The sequence below is a fragment of the Massilia sp. DD77 genome (genome assembly GCF_036961685.1).
In the GTDB taxonomy this organism is placed as follows: Bacteria; Pseudomonadota; Gammaproteobacteria; order Burkholderiales; family Burkholderiaceae_D; genus Telluria.
Genome location: NZ_JBAMDH010000008.1, coordinates 60,623 through 77,182, shown reverse-complemented (window position 1 = coordinate 77,182; position 16,560 = coordinate 60,623). Strand labels below are relative to the sequence as shown.

Annotated in this window: 13 protein-coding genes; 11 read left to right on the top strand and 2 right to left on the bottom strand. The window is 69.1% G+C overall.

The features are described 5' to 3' along the window. Positions 1 to 31 precede the first annotated feature (31 nt). From V7778_RS06240 to V7778_RS06220, 5 genes are read left to right on the top strand one after another with little or no spacing between them, the layout of a single operon-like run. A complete protein-coding gene (locus V7778_RS06240) occupies positions 32 to 427 on the top strand; it encodes a response regulator (RefSeq protein ID WP_335552852.1) in 396 nt (131 codons plus the stop codon). A gap of 20 nt (positions 428 to 447) precedes the next feature. Continuing rightward, positions 448 to 849: a response regulator transcription factor gene (locus V7778_RS06235; protein ID WP_335552850.1), complete on the top strand. Its 402-nt coding sequence runs from the start codon at positions 448 to 450 to the stop codon at positions 847 to 849. After that, positions 846 to 1,394: a chemotaxis protein CheW gene (locus tag V7778_RS06230; RefSeq protein ID WP_335552848.1), complete on the top strand. Its 549-nt coding sequence runs from the start codon at positions 846 to 848 to the stop codon at positions 1,392 to 1,394. Before V7778_RS06235 ends, V7778_RS06230 begins: the two co-directional genes overlap by 4 nt. 60 nt (positions 1,395 to 1,454) lie before the next feature. Further along, positions 1,455 to 3,773 (top strand): methyl-accepting chemotaxis protein, encoded by a 2,319-nt coding sequence (locus V7778_RS06225; RefSeq protein WP_335552846.1) that lies wholly within the window; start codon positions 1,455 to 1,457, stop codon positions 3,771 to 3,773. Between the two features lie 12 nt (positions 3,774 to 3,785). Continuing rightward, positions 3,786 to 9,095 carry a hybrid sensor histidine kinase/response regulator gene (locus V7778_RS06220; RefSeq protein ID WP_335552844.1) on the top strand — a complete coding sequence of 1,770 codons (5,310 nt, stop codon included), beginning with the start codon at positions 3,786 to 3,788 and terminating at the stop codon, positions 9,093 to 9,095. Positions 9,096 to 9,249: 154 nt separating this feature from the next. Here V7778_RS06220 and V7778_RS06215 read toward each other — a convergent pair whose 3' ends face one another. Further along, entirely contained in the window at positions 9,250 to 10,710 is a 1,461-nt protein-coding gene (locus V7778_RS06215; RefSeq protein WP_335552990.1) for a cryptochrome/photolyase family protein, read from the bottom strand. A 305-nt stretch (positions 10,711 to 11,015) separates the two neighbouring features. Here V7778_RS06215 and V7778_RS06210 point away from each other — a divergent pair, with 305 nt between their 5' ends. The 6 genes from V7778_RS06210 (at position 11,016) to V7778_RS06185 (ending at position 15,610) form a co-directional block, all read left to right on the top strand. Continuing rightward, positions 11,016 to 11,546: a YqgE/AlgH family protein gene (locus V7778_RS06210; RefSeq protein ID WP_442920699.1), complete on the top strand. Its 531-nt coding sequence runs from the start codon at positions 11,016 to 11,018 to the stop codon at positions 11,544 to 11,546. Positions 11,547 to 11,688: 142 nt separating this feature from the next. Further along, positions 11,689 to 12,081, top strand: coding sequence for a Holliday junction resolvase RuvX (ruvX, locus tag V7778_RS06205; protein ID WP_335552840.1), 393 nt, complete (start codon positions 11,689 to 11,691; stop codon positions 12,079 to 12,081). Further along, positions 12,068 to 12,586, top strand: a complete 519-nt coding sequence (gene pyrR, locus V7778_RS06200) for a bifunctional pyr operon transcriptional regulator/uracil phosphoribosyltransferase PyrR (RefSeq protein WP_335552839.1) — start codon at positions 12,068 to 12,070, stop codon at positions 12,584 to 12,586. The genes ruvX and pyrR overlap by 14 nt, the downstream gene beginning before the upstream one ends. After that, positions 12,579 to 13,544: an aspartate carbamoyltransferase catalytic subunit gene (locus tag V7778_RS06195; RefSeq protein WP_211521767.1), complete on the top strand. Its 966-nt coding sequence runs from the start codon at positions 12,579 to 12,581 to the stop codon at positions 13,542 to 13,544. Before pyrR ends, V7778_RS06195 begins: the two co-directional genes overlap by 8 nt. Then, the gene (locus V7778_RS06190) at positions 13,541 to 14,821 is read left to right on the top strand and encodes a dihydroorotase (RefSeq protein ID WP_335552836.1); all 1,281 of its coding nucleotides are present in this window, start codon (positions 13,541 to 13,543) and stop codon (positions 14,819 to 14,821) included. Before V7778_RS06195 ends, V7778_RS06190 begins: the two co-directional genes overlap by 4 nt. 57 nt (positions 14,822 to 14,878) lie before the next feature. Continuing rightward, positions 14,879 to 15,610 carry a lysophospholipid acyltransferase family protein gene (locus V7778_RS06185; RefSeq protein ID WP_335552834.1) on the top strand — a complete coding sequence of 244 codons (732 nt, stop codon included), beginning with the start codon at positions 14,879 to 14,881 and terminating at the stop codon, positions 15,608 to 15,610. A gap of 45 nt (positions 15,611 to 15,655) precedes the next feature. Here the strand turns inward: V7778_RS06185 and V7778_RS06180 are convergent, their stop codons facing one another. Further along, a complete protein-coding gene (locus V7778_RS06180) occupies positions 15,656 to 16,501 on the bottom strand; it encodes a symmetrical bis(5'-nucleosyl)-tetraphosphatase (protein WP_335552831.1) in 846 nt (281 codons plus the stop codon). Positions 16,502 to 16,560 lie beyond the last annotated feature (59 nt).

Below are 16,560 nucleotides of genomic sequence, written 5' to 3'. Positions count from 1 at the left end.
TCGTGGCGCTTCATGCTGAAGTGAAACGAAAATGACGACTTCCCCGCAACCGACGGGCCTGACCATCATGGTGATCGACGACAGCAGCACGATCCGCCGCTCCGCCGAGATCTTCCTGACCCAGGCCGGCTACCAGGTGGTGCTGGCCGAGGACGGCTTCGACGCGCTGGCCAAGATCAACGACCACCACCCCGCGCTGGTGTTCTGCGATATCCTGATGCCGCGCCTGGATGGCTACCAGACCTGCGCCCTGATCAAGAAGAGCGCGCGTTTTTCCGCCACGCCGGTGCTGATGCTGTCGTCCAAGGACGGCCTGTTCGACCGCGCGCGCGGAGCCATGGTGGGCGCCAGCGCCTACCTGACCAAACCGTTTTCCAAAGACAGCCTGCTGGCCGCCGTGCGCGACCACACGGCCGGCAAGCCCTGACAGATTCCCCGGAGCCCAATGTGGCCATACACAAGATTCTCATCGTCGACGATTCCCCGACCGAACGCTTCTACCTGACCGACATCCTGGTCAAGCACGGGTACGCCGTCAGCACCGCCGTCAACGGCGAAGAGGCGCTGGAGCGCATCCGCGCCGAGCGCCCGGAACTGATCCTGATGGACGTCGTCATGCCGGGGGCGAACGGCTTCCAGGTCACGCGCGCGATCGCCCGCGATCCCGAGCTGGCCAAGGTCCCGGTCATCATCTGCAGCAGCAAGAGCCAGGAGACCGACCGCATCTGGGGCATGCGCCAGGGCGCCAGGGACTACCTGGTCAAGCCGGTCAACCCCCAGCAGCTGCTGGCCAGCATCGCCGCCATCGGCGCCGAGCCGGCCGCCATGCCGGTGCGCGTGAGCGCATGATGCAGCCGGGCGCCGGCGAGGAAGAATCCGGGCAGGGAGCCGATTCCCAGGCCGAGCTTGCGCGCCGCATCCGCCTGCGCGCCTACCAGGAAGAACTGCTGGAGCGCATGCAGGCCGCGAAAAGCGGCAGTGGCGAACGGGTGCACCAGCTGGGCCTGGGCATCGGCGGCGCGCGCTGGCTGCTCGACCTGACCGAAGCCGGCGAAATCGTGGCGCTCGGCGCGCTTACCCCCGTTCCCCTGACCCGGCCCTGGTACCTCGGCCTGGTCAACGTGCGCGGCGCGCTGCTGGGCGTGATCGACCTGGCGCGCTATCTCGACCCGGAAGCCCCGGCCGCCCCCGCGAATACGGGACGCCTGGTCACCTTCTCGCCGGCGCTGGGCTTCAACTGCGCGCTGCGGGTCGACCAGGTGTACGGCTTGCGCCAGGCCGGCGCGATGGAACGCGAGGGCGACACCCTGCGCGACGCCGAAGGCAGCACATGGAAGCCGCTGTCGCTGGCGGCGCTGGTGCGGGAAGAGCGCTTCCTGCACGTCGGCATGTAAACAGACCAAACAGACACCAGGCGCACGCGCCGACAACGAACAGCAGCACCGGGAGCCGGAATGGGATTCGCCTCGAAACTTGCCACCAACTTCATCAGCAGGGAGAGCGCGGACGACGACACCGTGCTGTCCTCGCCAGACACCCAGTTCGGTCCCGGCGTCGTTGCCGCGGCTGCAGCGGCGGCGCCGGCGGCGGGCGGTTCCGCCGAAGCGGCGGCGCGCCGACTGGGCAACATCCGCCACCGCAAGGGCGCACCCACGCCCGAGGACACCGGCGCCCTCGACGACCTGCGCCTGCCGCTGATCGGCCACCTGTCGCTGCCGCGCCAGCTGCGCCTGCTGCTGGGCGCCTTCGCGGCCGGCATCCTGCTGACCGTGCTGTCGATGTGGCAGAACGCCGCCCACAACGCCGACGCGGCGGGCCAGAGTCAGACCGCGAGCGACGCCCTGATGAACGCCCACCGCCTGGGCAAGGCGGCGCCCAAGGCGCTGCGCGGCGACAGCGCCGCCGTGGCCCAGCTGGAAATCAGCCGCGCCGACCTGGGCCGCAACCTGCAGCTGCTGGCGCGCGGCGGCAATTCGCCCGCCGGCGACATCCCGGCCGCCACCGGCGAGGCCGCAAGCCTGGTCGCCAAGGCGCGCGCCAAATGGAGCGCCTCCGACAAGGCCGCCGCCGTGCTGGCCAAGAACAAGCGTCACCTGACGGGCTATGGCGCCAGCCTGGCCCAGCTCGAAAGCTTCAGCCCGGAACTGCTGGCGATCGCCGACACCCTGCTCGACCAGCGCACCGAGCGCGGCGGCAGCGCGCGCGAAGTCGCGGCCCTGGGCCGCATGATGAACCTGACGCAAAGCCTGGCCGCCGGCGCGCACGCCTTCGTGACGCCGGGCGCGCCGCGCAGCGGCGCGGCCGAATCGATCGCGCGCGACGCCACCGCGCTGGGCGCCCTCGTGGACGGCCTGCTGGACGGCAGCGCCGCGCTGGGCCTGGCCCCGCTGGCCGACGCCGGCTTGCGCGAACGCCTGGCCAAGGCGCGCGAGGGTTTCCGCGCCTTCCAGTCGACCGTCGCTTCCCTGCAGAGCAATATCGATCACTTCCACGCCGCGCGCAGCGCCGAGCAGACCATCGCGCGCGACAACGAACAACTGAGCGCCATGCTGGGCCGCCTGCAGGCCGACTACCGCCTGGCCCAGGGCGCCGGCAGCCCCTGGCTGTGGGTCCTGGTCGGGGCCTCGATCTTTACCCTGGCGATGGGCGGCAGCATCTCGCGCGTGATGCTGCAGGACTCGCGCAACCGCACCCGCGGCCTGGACGCGCGCCGCCGCGAAGCCGAGGCCATGCGCCAGCTGGCCCAGGCCAAGGAAGAAGAAGCCAAGGCCACCAACGACGCCAACCAGGCCGCGATCCTGCGCCTGATGAACGAACTGCAGGAAGTGGCGGACGGCGACCTGACCGTGCACGCCACCGTCTCCGAGGACATCACCGGCGCCATCGCCGACTCGGTCAACTACACGGTGGAAGAGCTGCGCGGCCTGGTGGTGCGCGTGATTACCACCGCCGAGCAGGTCACGCGCGCCTCGAGCGGCGCCCAGGCCGTGTCGACCCGCCTGCTGGGCGCGGCCGAGCAGCAGTCGAAGGAAATCCAGGATGCTTCCAGCACCGTGCTGCGCATGGCCGGCGAGATCACCGACGTGTCGCGCTCGGCGCTCGAATCGGCCGACGTCGCGCGCCAGTCGGTGGCGGCGGCGGAGCAGGGCGCGACGGCGGTGCAGAACGCGATCCTCGGCATGCACGAGATCCGCGAGCAGATCCAGGAAACCTCGAAGCGCATCAAGCGCCTGGGCGAATCCTCGCAGGAGATCGGCGAGATCACCGACCTGATCTCGGACATCACCGAGCAGACCAATGTGCTGGCGCTGAACGCCGCGATCCAGGCCGCCTCGGCCGGCGAGGCCGGACGCGGTTTCTCGGTGGTGGCGGAAGAAGTGCAGCGCCTGGCGGAACGCTCGGCGGAAGCGGCCAAGGGCATCGGCGCCCTGGTGCGCACGATCCAGGCCGACACCCACGACGCGGTGGCGGCAATGGAAAAGTCGACCCAGGGCGTGGTCGAGGGCGCGCGCCTGTCGGATGCGGCCGGCGCCGCGCTGGCCGATATCTCGCGCGTCTCGAACCGCCTGGCGGAGCTGATCCAGGGCATGTCCTACGCCACCGGCCTGCAGGCCACCTCGGCCAACAGCGTGGCGCACAACATGCGCCACATCCTGGAAGTGACCGAAAACACCCAGCAGGGCACGCGCCAGACCGCCCAGTCGATCCGCGAGCTGGCCGGCCTGGCCCAGGAGCTGAAGGACTCGGTGTCGCGCTTCCGCGTCGCGTCCTGATAAACTGTTGGCATGACGACCACATCGACCCGTGCAGGAGGATTCGATACCGGCCCGCTGTCCTGGGTGATCGGCGAGATCCGCGACGCCCTGGCCCGCTCCGGCAACGCGGTGCGCGACGCCGCCGGCCGCAGCCCGGAAGCCCAGCCGACCCTGCTGCTGCATGCCAAGACCCACCTGCACCAGGCGCACGGCGCGCTGCAGATGGTGGACGTCGAGGGCGTGGGCGCCTTCACCGGCGCGGCCGAGCAGCTGCTCGACCGCCTCAAGGACGGCCTGCTGCCCTGCACCGAGGACAACGCGAAGCTGCTGCAGGACGCCTACGGCGCCCTGGGCGAATACCTGGACGAGCTCCTGGCCGGGGCGCCCCAGCAGCCGGCGCGCCTGTTCCCGTATTTCCGCGACCTCCAGGAACGCCTGGGCGTGCAGCGCATCCACCCGTCCGACCTCCTGATGCTCGATTTGTCGGTCTTGCCGGATCTTCCTTTCGAGGGGGAGCGCGGCCCCGTCGACGTCGCGGCCTGCCGCGCGCGCTTCGAGAAGTCGCTCCTGCCTTACCTGAAAAGCAGCGACCCCGAGCAGATCCGGCTGCATGCCGCCGGCATGGCCGAGGCCATCGCGCCGGTCGCGGCCGGGCAGACGGAGCCGCGCTCACGCCTGTTCTGGCAGGCCATGCATGCCTTCGCCGCCGTGGTGGCCGAAGGCCAGGTCGAGAGCGACCTGTATGCCAAGCAGCTGTTCGGCCAGATCAACCTGCAGGCGCGCCGCCTGTCGCAGGGGCAGGGCGGCACGCCCGACGCCATGCTGCGCGACGCCCTGTTCTTCGTGGCCGCGGCGCCGGCCCCTGGCCCTGAAGCGCAGCGCCTGCGCCAGGCCCTGGGGCTCGAGGGCGCGGTGCCGCCCGACTACGCCGCGCGCCGCTACGGCAAGATCGACCCGGCCGCGCTGAAGGAAGCGCGCGAAGCCCTGGCCCGCACCAAGTCGGACTGGGACCGCATCGCCCACGAGGCGGACGCGGTGGTCGAGGACGACTTCAACGACGCCCTGGCGCGGCTGGCCGGCGCCAGCGAAAAGCTGGGCGCGCCCGCGCTGGCCCAGCTGCTGCGCGAGCTGGGACGCGCCGCGACCGACTCGATGTCATCGGGCCGCAGCGACCAGTTCGGCCTGGAGATGGCGGCCGCCATGCTGTTCGTCGAGAACGGCCTGGACCAGCTGCGCCAGCTGCCCCAGGACTTCGCCGAGAACGCCGAAGCGGTGGGCGCGCGCCTGCTGGCCCTGGCCGCGGGCGAAACCCCGCCCGACGCCACGCACTGGCAGGGCGAACTGGCGCGCCAGATCCAGCAGGGCCAGACCGTGGCCGTGCTGGCGAACGAGATCAAGACCGGCCTGCGCCAGATCGAAAAGCTGCTCGACGAGTACTACGACGACCCGGCCAAACGCCAGGTGCTGGAGCAGAGCACGCCGGTGCTGCACCAGCTGCAGGGCGCCTTCGCCATCCTCGACCTCGAGCAGGCTGTGCGCGCCACGCAGCACGTCGCCGGCGAGGTGCGCATGCTGGCCGACTACGAAGGCGACGTCACCAGCCAGCACGCGGCCCTGCACAACATCGCCCAGAACATCGGCGCCCTGGGTTTCTTCGCCGACCTGCTGGCCCAGGACAGCGAGGCGGCAAAAGGACGCTTCACCTTCGACGAGGACAAGCGCCTGCTGCGCGAGCTGCCCTACGAATTCGTCGAGCCGGCGCCCGAGGCGCCGCCGGCCAGCGCCGCCATGGAGACCAGCATCGAGGCCGAGCTGCTCGGGATCTTCATCGGCGAAGCGCAGGAAGTGCTGGGCTTCGTGGCCGAGCACCTGCCGCGCGCCGCGGACGATCCGGGCAACCAGGAAACACTGACCCTGCTGCGCCGCTCCTTCCACACGCTCAAGGGCAGCAGCCGCATGGTGGAGCTGGAAGACTTCGCCGCCACCAGCGCCGCCGTCGAGCGCGTGATGAACGTGTGGCTGGCCGACAGCCGTCCGGCCAGCGCCGGCCTGCTGGCGCTGCTGGCCCACGCCCATGCCGAGCTGGAGGCCTGGGTGGCCGAGCTGGCCGCAGGGCGCACACCGGCGCGTGACGGCGCGGCCCTGATCGAGGCGGCCGCGCGGGTGCAGGAAGGCGGCCCCTTCGAGGCGCCGGAGACCGTGCAAGCGGAGCCGCCGCCACTGCTGGACGAAGAGATTCCCGTGCTCGACCAGCAGCTCGAACTGCCGGCCGCGCAAGAAGCGCGCGACCGCATCAAGCGCATCGGCGACCTGGAGGTGCCGGAAGCGCTGTACCACATCTACCTGCCCGAGGCCGAGCAGCTGCTGCAGGTCCTGGCAGACGAATTCGCGGCCTGGCGCGAAGAACCGCGCCGCACGGTGTCGAACGACGGCCTGAAGGCGGTGCACACCCTGGCCGGCACCTCGGGCACGGTGGGCTACCAGGCGCTGCGCGACGTGGCGCAGGCGCTGGAGCTCACCCTGGACAAGCTGGCGGCGCCCGGCGCCGTGGTCGAGAACGCCGAGCTGGCCGTGCTGGACACGACCCTGGCGCGCATGCGCACCATGCTGCAGGTATTCGGCCTGGGCGAGCTGGCGCCGGAACAGCCCGACCTGATCGGCCAGCTGGCGGCGCTGCGCGAGCGCGTGGCCAGCCAGCAGGCGGCCTCCGTGTACGGCGAAGCCGACCCCGCGCTGGCGCAGCAGCTCGACATCCTGTTCGCGGCCGCCTACGACAGCCTGGTGGCCGCGCCGCCGGCCTTCGAGGCCCCGGTGGCGGCGCCCGCGGCCAGTTCCGCGCCGGATACCAGCGAGGTCGATGGCGTGTTCGATCTCTTCCTCGACGATCCGTTCGCGGCCCCCGCCCTGGACCAGGCTGCGCCCGCCGCGCCGTCGCTGGCTCCGGTGCCGGATATCGAGGAGTTCGTGCCCGAGCTGGACGAGACCGCATTCGTGGCGGTCACGCCGGATGAAGCGGTGCTGCTTGAAACTGAGCCCGAGCCCGAGCCCGAGCCCGAAGCGCCTGCCGAAACACAGGCCGAGATGCAGGCCGAGATGCAGGCAGGGCCCCAGGAAGACGTGGAGCCCGTGCTGGCCGCCGTCCCTGTCTTCGCGGACGAGCTGGACCCGGACCTGCTGCCGGTGTTCCTGGAAGAGGCGACCGACCTGCTGCCGCAGATCGGCAACGGCCTGCGCCAGTGGCAGCAGCATCCCCAGGACATGGCCATCGCCCAGGGCCTGCAGCGCGCCCTGCACACGGTCAAGGGCAGCGCGCGCATGGCGGGCGCGATGCGCCTGGGCCAGCACACCCACGAACTCGAGACCCAGATCGAGAACCTGGCGCACGCCGGGAGCGCCGGCCCGGCCGCCTTCGACGAGCTGCTGGCCAGCTACGACCAGGCGCTGCTGCTGTTCGAGCAGCTCCAGCAGCCGCAAGCCACCGCCCAGCCGCAGGAAGCCCTTGGTGCGCCGGCCGCGGCCGAGCAGCCGGGCGCACGCCAGCCGCTGGTGCGGGTGCGCGCCGACATCCTCGACCGTGTGGTGAACCAGGCCGGCGAGGTGTCGATCACGCGCTCCAAGCTCGAGACCCAGGTCGAGACCATCAAGGGCTCGCTGAACGACTTCTCGGACAACGTGGCGCGCCTGCGCCGCCAGTTGCGCGAGATCGAGATGCAGGCCGAGTCGCAGATCGCTTCGCGCCTGTCGATCGCGGGCGAGCGCGAATTCGACCCGCTCGAATTCGACCGCTTCACCCGGCTGCAGGAACTGACCCGCATGCTGGCCGAGAGCGTCAACGACGTCGCCTCCTTCCAGGAGACCATCGGCCGCACCGTCGACAGCGCGGCCGAGGAGCTGGCGGCCCAGTCGCGCCTGACGCGCGACCTGCAGCGCGACCTGATGCGGGTGCGCATGGTGCCTTTCGCGAGCCTGTCCGAGCGCCTGTTCCGGGTGGCGCGCCAGACCGCCAAGGAAACCGACAAGCGCGTCAACCTGGACATCCGCGGCGGCTCGGTCGAGGTCGACCGCGGCGTGCTGGAGCAGATGGCCGCGCCCTTCGAGCACCTGCTGCGCAACGCGATCGTGCACGGCATCGAGCCGCGCGCCATGCGCCAGGCCGCGGGCAAGCCCGAGACCGGCGACATGCTGGTGCAGGTCAGCCAGCACGGCAACGAAGTCGTGATGCAGTTCAGCGACGACGGCGCCGGCCTGGACCTCGAGCGTATCCGCGCCAAGGCGATCGCCGTGGGCCTGCTGGGCGAGCTGGACGAAGTCTCGGACCAGGATGCGGCCGAACTGATTTTCGAACCGGGCTTTTCGACCGCCGATACCCTGACCGAGCTGGCCGGGCGCGGCGTCGGCATGGACGTGGTGCGTTCCGAAGCCCAGCTCCTGGGCGGCCGCGTCGCGGTCGACACCACGCCGGGGCAGGGCACGCGCTTCACCATCCACCTGCCCCTGACCCTGGCGGTGGCCCAGGTGGTGCTGGTGTCGAACGGCGGCCGCAGCTATGCGATCCCGGCGACCCTGGTGGAACAGATGCTGCAGGTGCGCGACGCGGACCTGGACGCGGCCCTGCAGGAGGGCAAGCTGGCGCTCGGCGCCGACACCCTGGCGCTGCACGAATTGCCCGACCTGCTGGGTGACGAGGGCGAACGCCTGCCGGTGCAGCGTTCGAATCCCGTCATGGTGCTCAACAGCGGCAGCCGCCGTATCGCGCTGCGCATCGGCGAGGTGGTGGGCAACCGCGAAGTGGTGGTCAAGAACATCGGCCCGCAGCTGGCGCGCGTGCCGGGCATCGCCGGGGCCACGGTGCTGGGCTCGGGCGAGATCGTCCTGATCCTGGACCCGGTGGCGCTGGCCCAGCAGCCGCGCAAGGCCCGGGGCGCGCAGCCGGAGGCCGCGCCGCAGGCGCCGCTGCCGCTGGTGATGGTGGTCGACGATTCGATCACCGTGCGCAAGGTCACCCAGCGCCTGCTGGAGCGCGAAGGCTACCGGGTGCTGCTGGCCAAGGACGGCGTCGAGGCGCTGGAACTGGTCGGGCAGGGCGTGCCGGACCTGATGCTGGTCGATATCGAGATGCCGCGCATGGACGGCTTCGACCTGACGCGCCAGATCCGCGGCAGCGCGGCGACGCAGGGGGTACCGATCATCATGATCACGTCGCGGACGGCGGACAAGCACCGCAATTATGCGCTGGGGCTGGGGGTGAATGCCTACTTCGGGAAGCCGTACCAGGAAGAGGTGTTGCTGGCGGCGATAGGGAGTTTGCTGGGGCGTGAGTCGGTCCAAGCCAAGGGCTGATCAACGGAACTTGGGTCCCCGCCTGCGCGGGGATGACGTTCCGAGGGTGCAGGCCGAGAAACATGATCTTGGTTCGCTGCGTGTCAACGTCATTCCCGCCACTGGCGGCAATGACTCCCCGCGAAGGCGGGGACCCAGGTTCCCACGCACACCACTAACTCTCCTTCTTCACCACACCAAACCTCTCAAGCGTCCGCTTCCTCGCCTGGTCATGATCGACAACTGGCAAAGGATAGCTCTCCCCCAGCACCACCCCCTTCTCCGCCAGCCTTTCAGGCGCCAGCAGCCACGGCGCGTGAATCTCCTTCGCATCCAGCTTGAGCAGCCGCGGCACCCAGCGCCGGATGAATTCTCCCTTGGCATCGAACTTCTGCGATTGCGTCACCGGATTGAAGATCCTGAACCACGGCTGCGCGTCGCACCCGGTCGAGGCCGCCCATTGCCAGCCGCCGTTGTTCGAGGCCAGGTCGTAATCGTTCAGCTTGAGCGCGAAATAGCGTTCCCCGCGCCGCCAGTCGATGCCGAGGTCCTTGACCAGGAAGCTGGCCGTCACCATGCGCAGGCGGTTGTGCATGAAGCCCGTGCGGTTCAGCTGGGCCATCGCCGCATCCACCAGCGGATAGCCGGTGCGCCCCTCGCACCAGGCCGCGAACAGTTCCTCCGCCTCCGGCCCGTCCTCCCAGCGCACCGCATCGAAGGCCGGCTTGAAGGCGCGCGTCGCCACCCGCGGATGGCGGTCCAGGATCATGGCGTAGAAGTCGCGCCAGATCAGTTCCGACAGCCAGGTGGCGGCCCCGGCGCCGCCCGCGCCGGCATCGATCAGCTGGCGCGCCGTGCGCACCAGGTGGCGGATCGAGGTGGTGCCGAAGCGCAAGTGGGCGGACAGGCGCGAGGTGGCGTCCTCGGCCGGGAAGTCGCGCGCGCGGCCATAACCGGCGATGTCTTCCAGGAAGGCTTCGAACAGCTGTTCCGCGCCTTCCATGCCGGCCGGTAAGGGTGGCGCGCCGTCCTCGAAACCGATGGCGGCGAGCGGGGGCAGGGCGGACGGGCCGTCCGGCGCCGCGAATGCGTGGGCCACGTTGTCGACCGGGTAGGCCGCCAGGGTTTCGGGCATGGCGGCCAGGCGCTTGAGCCAGGCGTTCTTGTAGGGCGTAAAGACCGAAAATGGCTGCCCGGCAAGGGTCAGCACCTCGTCCTTCTCGAACACCACCTGATCCTTGTGGCTAAGCAAGCTTTTTCCCTGCCGCGCCAGCTGCTCTGCCACCAGTGCGTCGCGTTCCACGGCACTAGGCTCATAATCGGTGCTGACATGGACGGTTTTCACGTCCAGTTCGCTAGCCAGTGCGGGAATCGCCTCGATCGCACGCCCATGGCGCACGATGAGGTAGCCGCCCAGGCGCCGCAGTTCGGCGTCCAGGCTGGCCAGGCTGGTGTGGATGAAGCGCAGGCGGGCATCGTCGCGCGGCAGCCCGTCCAGGATGTCGGTATCGTAGATGAAGGCGCAGTAGACATGGGCCGCCCGGGCCCGTGCCCCGGCCAGTGCCTCATACAGGGCGGCGTGGTCGAAGGCGCGGAGATCGCGGCGGAACCAGACCAGGGAATTGCTTATTTTCATCATCATATGTTCGGTCAAGACGGGGGCGGATCGGCCGCTGCGGAATGCCTGACAGCATCCGGGTGGAGACGCTTCAAGAGCCGTCGGGCCAATTCAGTGTAAACTAACGAAAAGCTTAACGTTGTAGTCTGGATACTGAGCGATCGTTCAACCAGAGTGAGCCCTGTGAGAGTACGCGTATGAAAAAAAGCAAAGTTGGCAAAACTCTACCGATGCCCGGCATGCCGCCGAGCCAGGACGATACGCAGGCTCGCCCCGGTCCCGCACCGTCGGGGCTGAACCTGGCCAATCATTTTCTGATTGCCATGCCATCGATCCAGGACCCCATCTTCGGCGGCACCGTCGTCTACGTCTGCGAGCACAATGAAAAAGGTGTGCTCGGCGTGGTCATCAACAAGCCGACCGACATGACCATGGACGTGCTGTTCGACCGCATCGACCTGAAGCTGGCCGAAGGCCTGCGCTCGAGCGTGACGGAAGAGCCGATCATGTTCGGCGGTCCGGTCCAGGACGACCGCGGCTTCGTGCTGCACTCACCGGGCGGACGCTACTCGTCCTCGCTCAACGTCACCGACGAAGTCGCCTTCACCACTTCGATCGACGTGCTCGAGGCCGTCGCCAGCGGCGCCGGACCGAAGCGCATGCTGGTGTCCATCGGCTACGCCGGCTGGAGCCCCGGGCAGCTCGAGGAAGAACTCTCCCGCAACGGCTGGCTGACCGTGGGCGCCGACGCGCGCGTGCTGTTCGAACTGCCGATCGAGGAACGCTATACCGCCGCCATCAAACTCCTGGGGATCGACCCGCTGATGCTAGCAACCGAAGCCGGCCATGCTTAAGGAGAACCTCGGCAAACCTACTGCGCGTTGCACTGGCGGTCTGCGATGCTCACTGTACTCACGTACAGCGAGCATTATCCCCTTGGGGGTCTCGACCACCATTGCTGCCGCTCGCGACGGTTTTCCGAGGTTCTTGGCATAAATGGTTGACATCGTTTTCGGGTTCGACTTCGGCGTCAAGCGGATCGGTATTGCAATGGGGAACACACTGACGGGGCAGGCCCAGCCCTTGACCGTCATCAAGGCGATCGACAACGCGACCCGCTTCCAGGTCATTGGCGACCTGATCGAACAATGGCGCCCGGCGCGCCTCGTCGTGGGCGAGCCGCGCCATCCGGATGGCGCCGAGCACGACATGACCCTGCGCAGCCGGCGCTTCGCCAACCAGCTTCATGGCCGCTTCAGCCTGCCCGTCGACCTGGTCGACGAGCGCTATTCTTCCGCCGTCATCCAGGCCAAGCGCGGCGAAGTCATCGACGCCAAGGCGGCCGCCATCATTTTGCAACAATACTTTGACGATCATGCCAACATCTAACCACGACTTCGACGCGGAGGCGCTCTACCGCGAGCTGCTGTCCCAGGTCCGGGCCGGCCTGGACGGCGTATCCGACGCCGCCATCGTCGGCATCCATTCCGGCGGCGCCTGGCTGGCGGAACGCCTCGCGCGCGACCTCGACCTGGGCGCCCGCCTGGGCTCGATCGACGTCTCGTTCTACCGCGACGACTACGCCAAGAAGGGCCTGCACCCGGACGTGAAGCCGACCCACATCCGCTTCCCGGTCGACGGCGCCACCATCGTGCTGGTCGACGACGTGCTGCAGACCGGCCGCACCACGCGCGCCGCGATCAACGTCCTGTTCGACTACGGCCGTCCGGCCTGCATCAAGCTTGCGGCCCTGGCCGACCGCGGCGGCCGCGAACTGCCGGTCGCCGCCGACTTCGTCGGCACCCGCGCCACGCTCGCGGCCAACCAGTCCCTGTGCCTGCAGCGTGATGCGTCCGGCCAGCTCTCGCTCACCATCGAAGAAGAACATGCTTAATCCGCAATTGAACAAACACGGCGAGCTGCAGCACCTGCTCACCATCGAGGGACTGAAGAAGTCGCACATCGACCACATCCTGGACACGGCGTCGAGCTTCGTCGGCATTTCCGACCGCGAAGTGAAGAAGGTTCCGCTCATGCGCGGCAAGAGCGTGTTCAACCTGTTCTTCGAAAATTCGACCCGCACCCGCACCACCTTCGAGATCGCCTCCAAGCGCCTCTCGGCCGACGTCATCAACCTGAACATCCAGGCCTCGTCGACCACCAAGGGCGAGTCGCTGCTCGACACCATCGACAACCTGTCGGCCATGCACGCCGACATGTTCGTGGTGCGCCACGCGCAGTCGGGCGCGCCCTACCTGATCGCCAAGCACCTGAACGAAAGCGGCCAGTCGCACGTGCACGTGGTGAACGCCGGCGACGGCCGCCACGCGCACCCGACCCAGGGCCTGCTCGACATGTACACGATCCGCCACTACAAGAAGGACTTCACCAACCTGCGCGTGGCCATCGTGGGCGACATCCTGCACAGCCGCGTGGCGCGCTCGGACATCCACGCGCTGACCACGCTGGGCGTGCCGGAAGTGCGCGCCATCGGCCCGCACACCCTGCTGCCGGGCGGCCTGGAGCAGATGGGCGTGCGCCTGTTCACCAACATGGACGAAGGCCTGAAGGACGTCGACGTCATCATCATGCTGCGCCTGCAGAACGAGCGCATGAGCGGCGCGCTGCTGCCTTCGGCGCAGGAATACTTCAAGAGCTACGGCCTGACCCCGGAACGCCTGGCGCTGGCCAAGCCGGACGCGATCGTGATGCACCCTGGCCCGATGAACCGCGGCGTGGAAATCGATTCGGCGGTGGCCGACGGCAGCCAGGCGGTGATCCTCCCGCAGGTGACCTTCGGTATCGCGGTACGCATGGCAGTGATGAGCATTTTGGCAGGAACCCACGGATGAAACTTCATATCAAGAACGGGCGCCTGGTCGACCCGGCGAACGGCATCGACGAAACCAGGGATCTCTTCATTGCGGACGGCAAGATCGCCGGCGTGGGCACGGCCCCCGCTGGCTTCACGGCCGACAACACCATCGCCGCTGACGGCCTGGTGGTCGCGCCCGGCCTGGTCGACTTGTCGGCCCGCCTGCGCGAACCGGGCTACGAATACAAGGCGACCCTGGAATCGGAAATGCAGGCGGCGATGCAGGGCGGCGTGACCACCCTGGTGTGCCCGCCCGACACCGACCCGGTGCTCGACGAACCCGGCCTGGTGGAGATGCTCAAGCACCGCGCGCGCATCCTGAACCAGGCCCATGTACACCCGCTGGGCGCGCTCACCGTCGGCCTCAAGGGCCAGGCCCTGACCGAGATGGCCGAGCTGACCGAAGCCGGCTGCATCGGCTTCGCCCAGGCCGAGCAACCGGTTCTCGACACCACCGTGCTGCTGCGCGCCATGCAGTACGCCAAGACCTTCGGCTACACCGTCTGGCTGCGTCCGCAGGACCCGCACATCGGCCGCGGCGGCGTGGCCCACAGCGGCCCGCTGGCCTCGCGCCTGGGCCTGTCCGGCGTGCCGGTGATGTCCGAGACCATCGCCCTGCACACCATCTTCGAACTGATGCGCGCCACCGGCGCCCGCGTGCACCTGTGCCGCATCTCGTCCGCCGCCGGCCTGGAGCTGATCAAGGCCGCCAAGAAGGAAGGCCTGCCGGTGACCTGCGACGTCGGCGTGCACCACCTGCACATGACCGACGCCGACATCGGCTTCTTCGACTCCAACGCCCGCTTCACCCCGCCGCTGCGCGCCCAGCGCGACCGCGACGCGATTCATGCGGGCCTGCTGGACGGCACCGTGGACGCGGTCTGTTCCGACCACACCCCGGTCGACGACGACGAGAAGCTGCTGCCTTTCGGCGAGGCCTCGCCCGGCGCCACCGGCCTGGAACTGCTGCTGGCCCTGGTGCTCAAGTGGGCCGGGGACCAGCGCGGCAGCGACGGCCTGGCGCGCGCCATCGGCAAGGTCACCCACGAAGCGGCGCGCATCGCCGGCCTGCCGGCCGGCACGCTGTCGGTGGGCGCCTCGGCCGATGTGGTGCTGTTCGACCCGGACCTGCGCTGGAAGGTCGAGCGCTCCGCGCTGGCAAGCCAGGGCAAGCACACGCCTTTCCTCGGTTATGAACTGGCTGGCCAGGTCAAGACCACCATCGTGCGCGGACAGGTCGCTTTCCAGCGCTGATCCGTCCATGGCCGCGCGGACCTTGCGTCCGCGCGGCCGTTCCGATCCTTACCCGTCTTGAAGATCCGCCTCGCCTGGCGCCTTGCGCGCGTCGTCGTCCATCTGCTCGAGGGCCTGGCCACGTCCGCGCTCGTGTTCCCGCTCGCCTCGCAGCGCCTGCGCGAGCGCCTGACCCGTTCGTGGTCGCGCCGCCTGCTCGGGCAGTGCCGCATCGAGGTCGAGCAGGCGCCCGGCGCGCCGGTGCTGGAGCATGCGCTGATCGTGGCCAACCACGTGTCCTGGCTCGACATCTTCGTGATCAATGCGCTGCACCCCTGCCGCTTCGTGGCCAAAGCCGAAATCCGCGCCTGGCCGGTGCTGGGCTGGCTGGCCGCCGCGGCCGGCACCGTCTTCATCGCGCGCGGCAACCGGCGCGAACTGCGCCACATCTTCAAGGGCCTGGTCGAGGTGCTGCAACAAGGGCAGCGGGTGGCTTTCTTCCCGGAAGGGACCACGTCCCGGCAGGGCGAGGTGCTGCCATTCCATGCCAACCTGTTCGAGGCGGCGATCGATGCGAAGGTGGCGGTGCAGCCCTACGCGCTGGCGTATGTGGACGCGGCGGGGGGCTATCATCCATCGATCGACTACGTCGGCGACGTCACTTTCGTCGACAGCCTGTTCGCGGTGCTGCAAGGGCCGCCGGTGCGCGCGCGCCTGACCTGCCTGTCCCCCCTGGATGGGGCGGGCGCGCACCGGCGAGAACTGGCGCAAGCCGCACAGGATGCGATCACCCTAGGGTTGGCGGCGTAGGATTGGCGGCGTAGCCGCCAACCCTGCCTTGGCGCCGCGTCTACGTCACTTCTTGCCGCGATGCTCCCGATACTCGGGACAATCCACCTGCAGCAGCGAGCGGTCGTCCAGGCACACCGCCGTCAGCTTTCCGCCCCACACGCAGCCGCTGTCCAGCCCCACCAGGTTGGGCCGCAGCACCAGCCCCAGCGCCGACCAGTGCCCGAACACCACCGTCACGTCCTGCGTGCGCCGCTGCGGCAGGTCGAACCACGGGACCAGCCCGGACCCTTCCGGCCCGTTCTCGCTTTCCTTGTGCTGGAAATCCATGCTGCCGTCCGGCTGGCACAGGCGCATGCGCGTCAGCGCATTGACGATGCAGCGCAGCCGGTCGATGCCCGCCAGGCTGTCGTCCCAGCGGTTCGGCTCGTTGCCGTACATCTGGCGCAGGAAGTCGATCCAGCCGTCGCCGCGCAGCACGGCCTCGACCTCGCCCGCCAGCGCCATGGTCTGGGCCGCGTCCCACTGCGGCGCCACGCCGGCGTGCACCAGCAGGTGGGCGTCGACGAACAGCGCCAGCGGCCGGCGCCGCAGCCAGTCGATCAAGCCGTCGCGGTCGGGGGCGGCCAGGATCGCGTCCAGGGTGTCGGAGCGGCTGGTGCGCTGGGCGCCCACCGCCACCGCGATCAGGTGCAGGTCGTGGTTGCCGAGCAGGGCCTCGACCCGGCCATCGCTCGCCTCGGACAAGGCCTTCATGCGGCGCAGCGCGGTGAGCGAATCCGGGCCGCGGTTGATCAGGTCGCCCACGAACAGGATGCGCGCGTCGCCCTTCGCATGCTCGCGAATGCACTCCAGCAGGAGCTGGGCTTCGTGCGCGCAACCCTGCAGGTCGCCGATGGCATAGGTCTTCATGTTCTTGTTCTAGGCTATGGTTGGGGGCGAGTTCACGTAGAATTGCCGGTGAACTCATT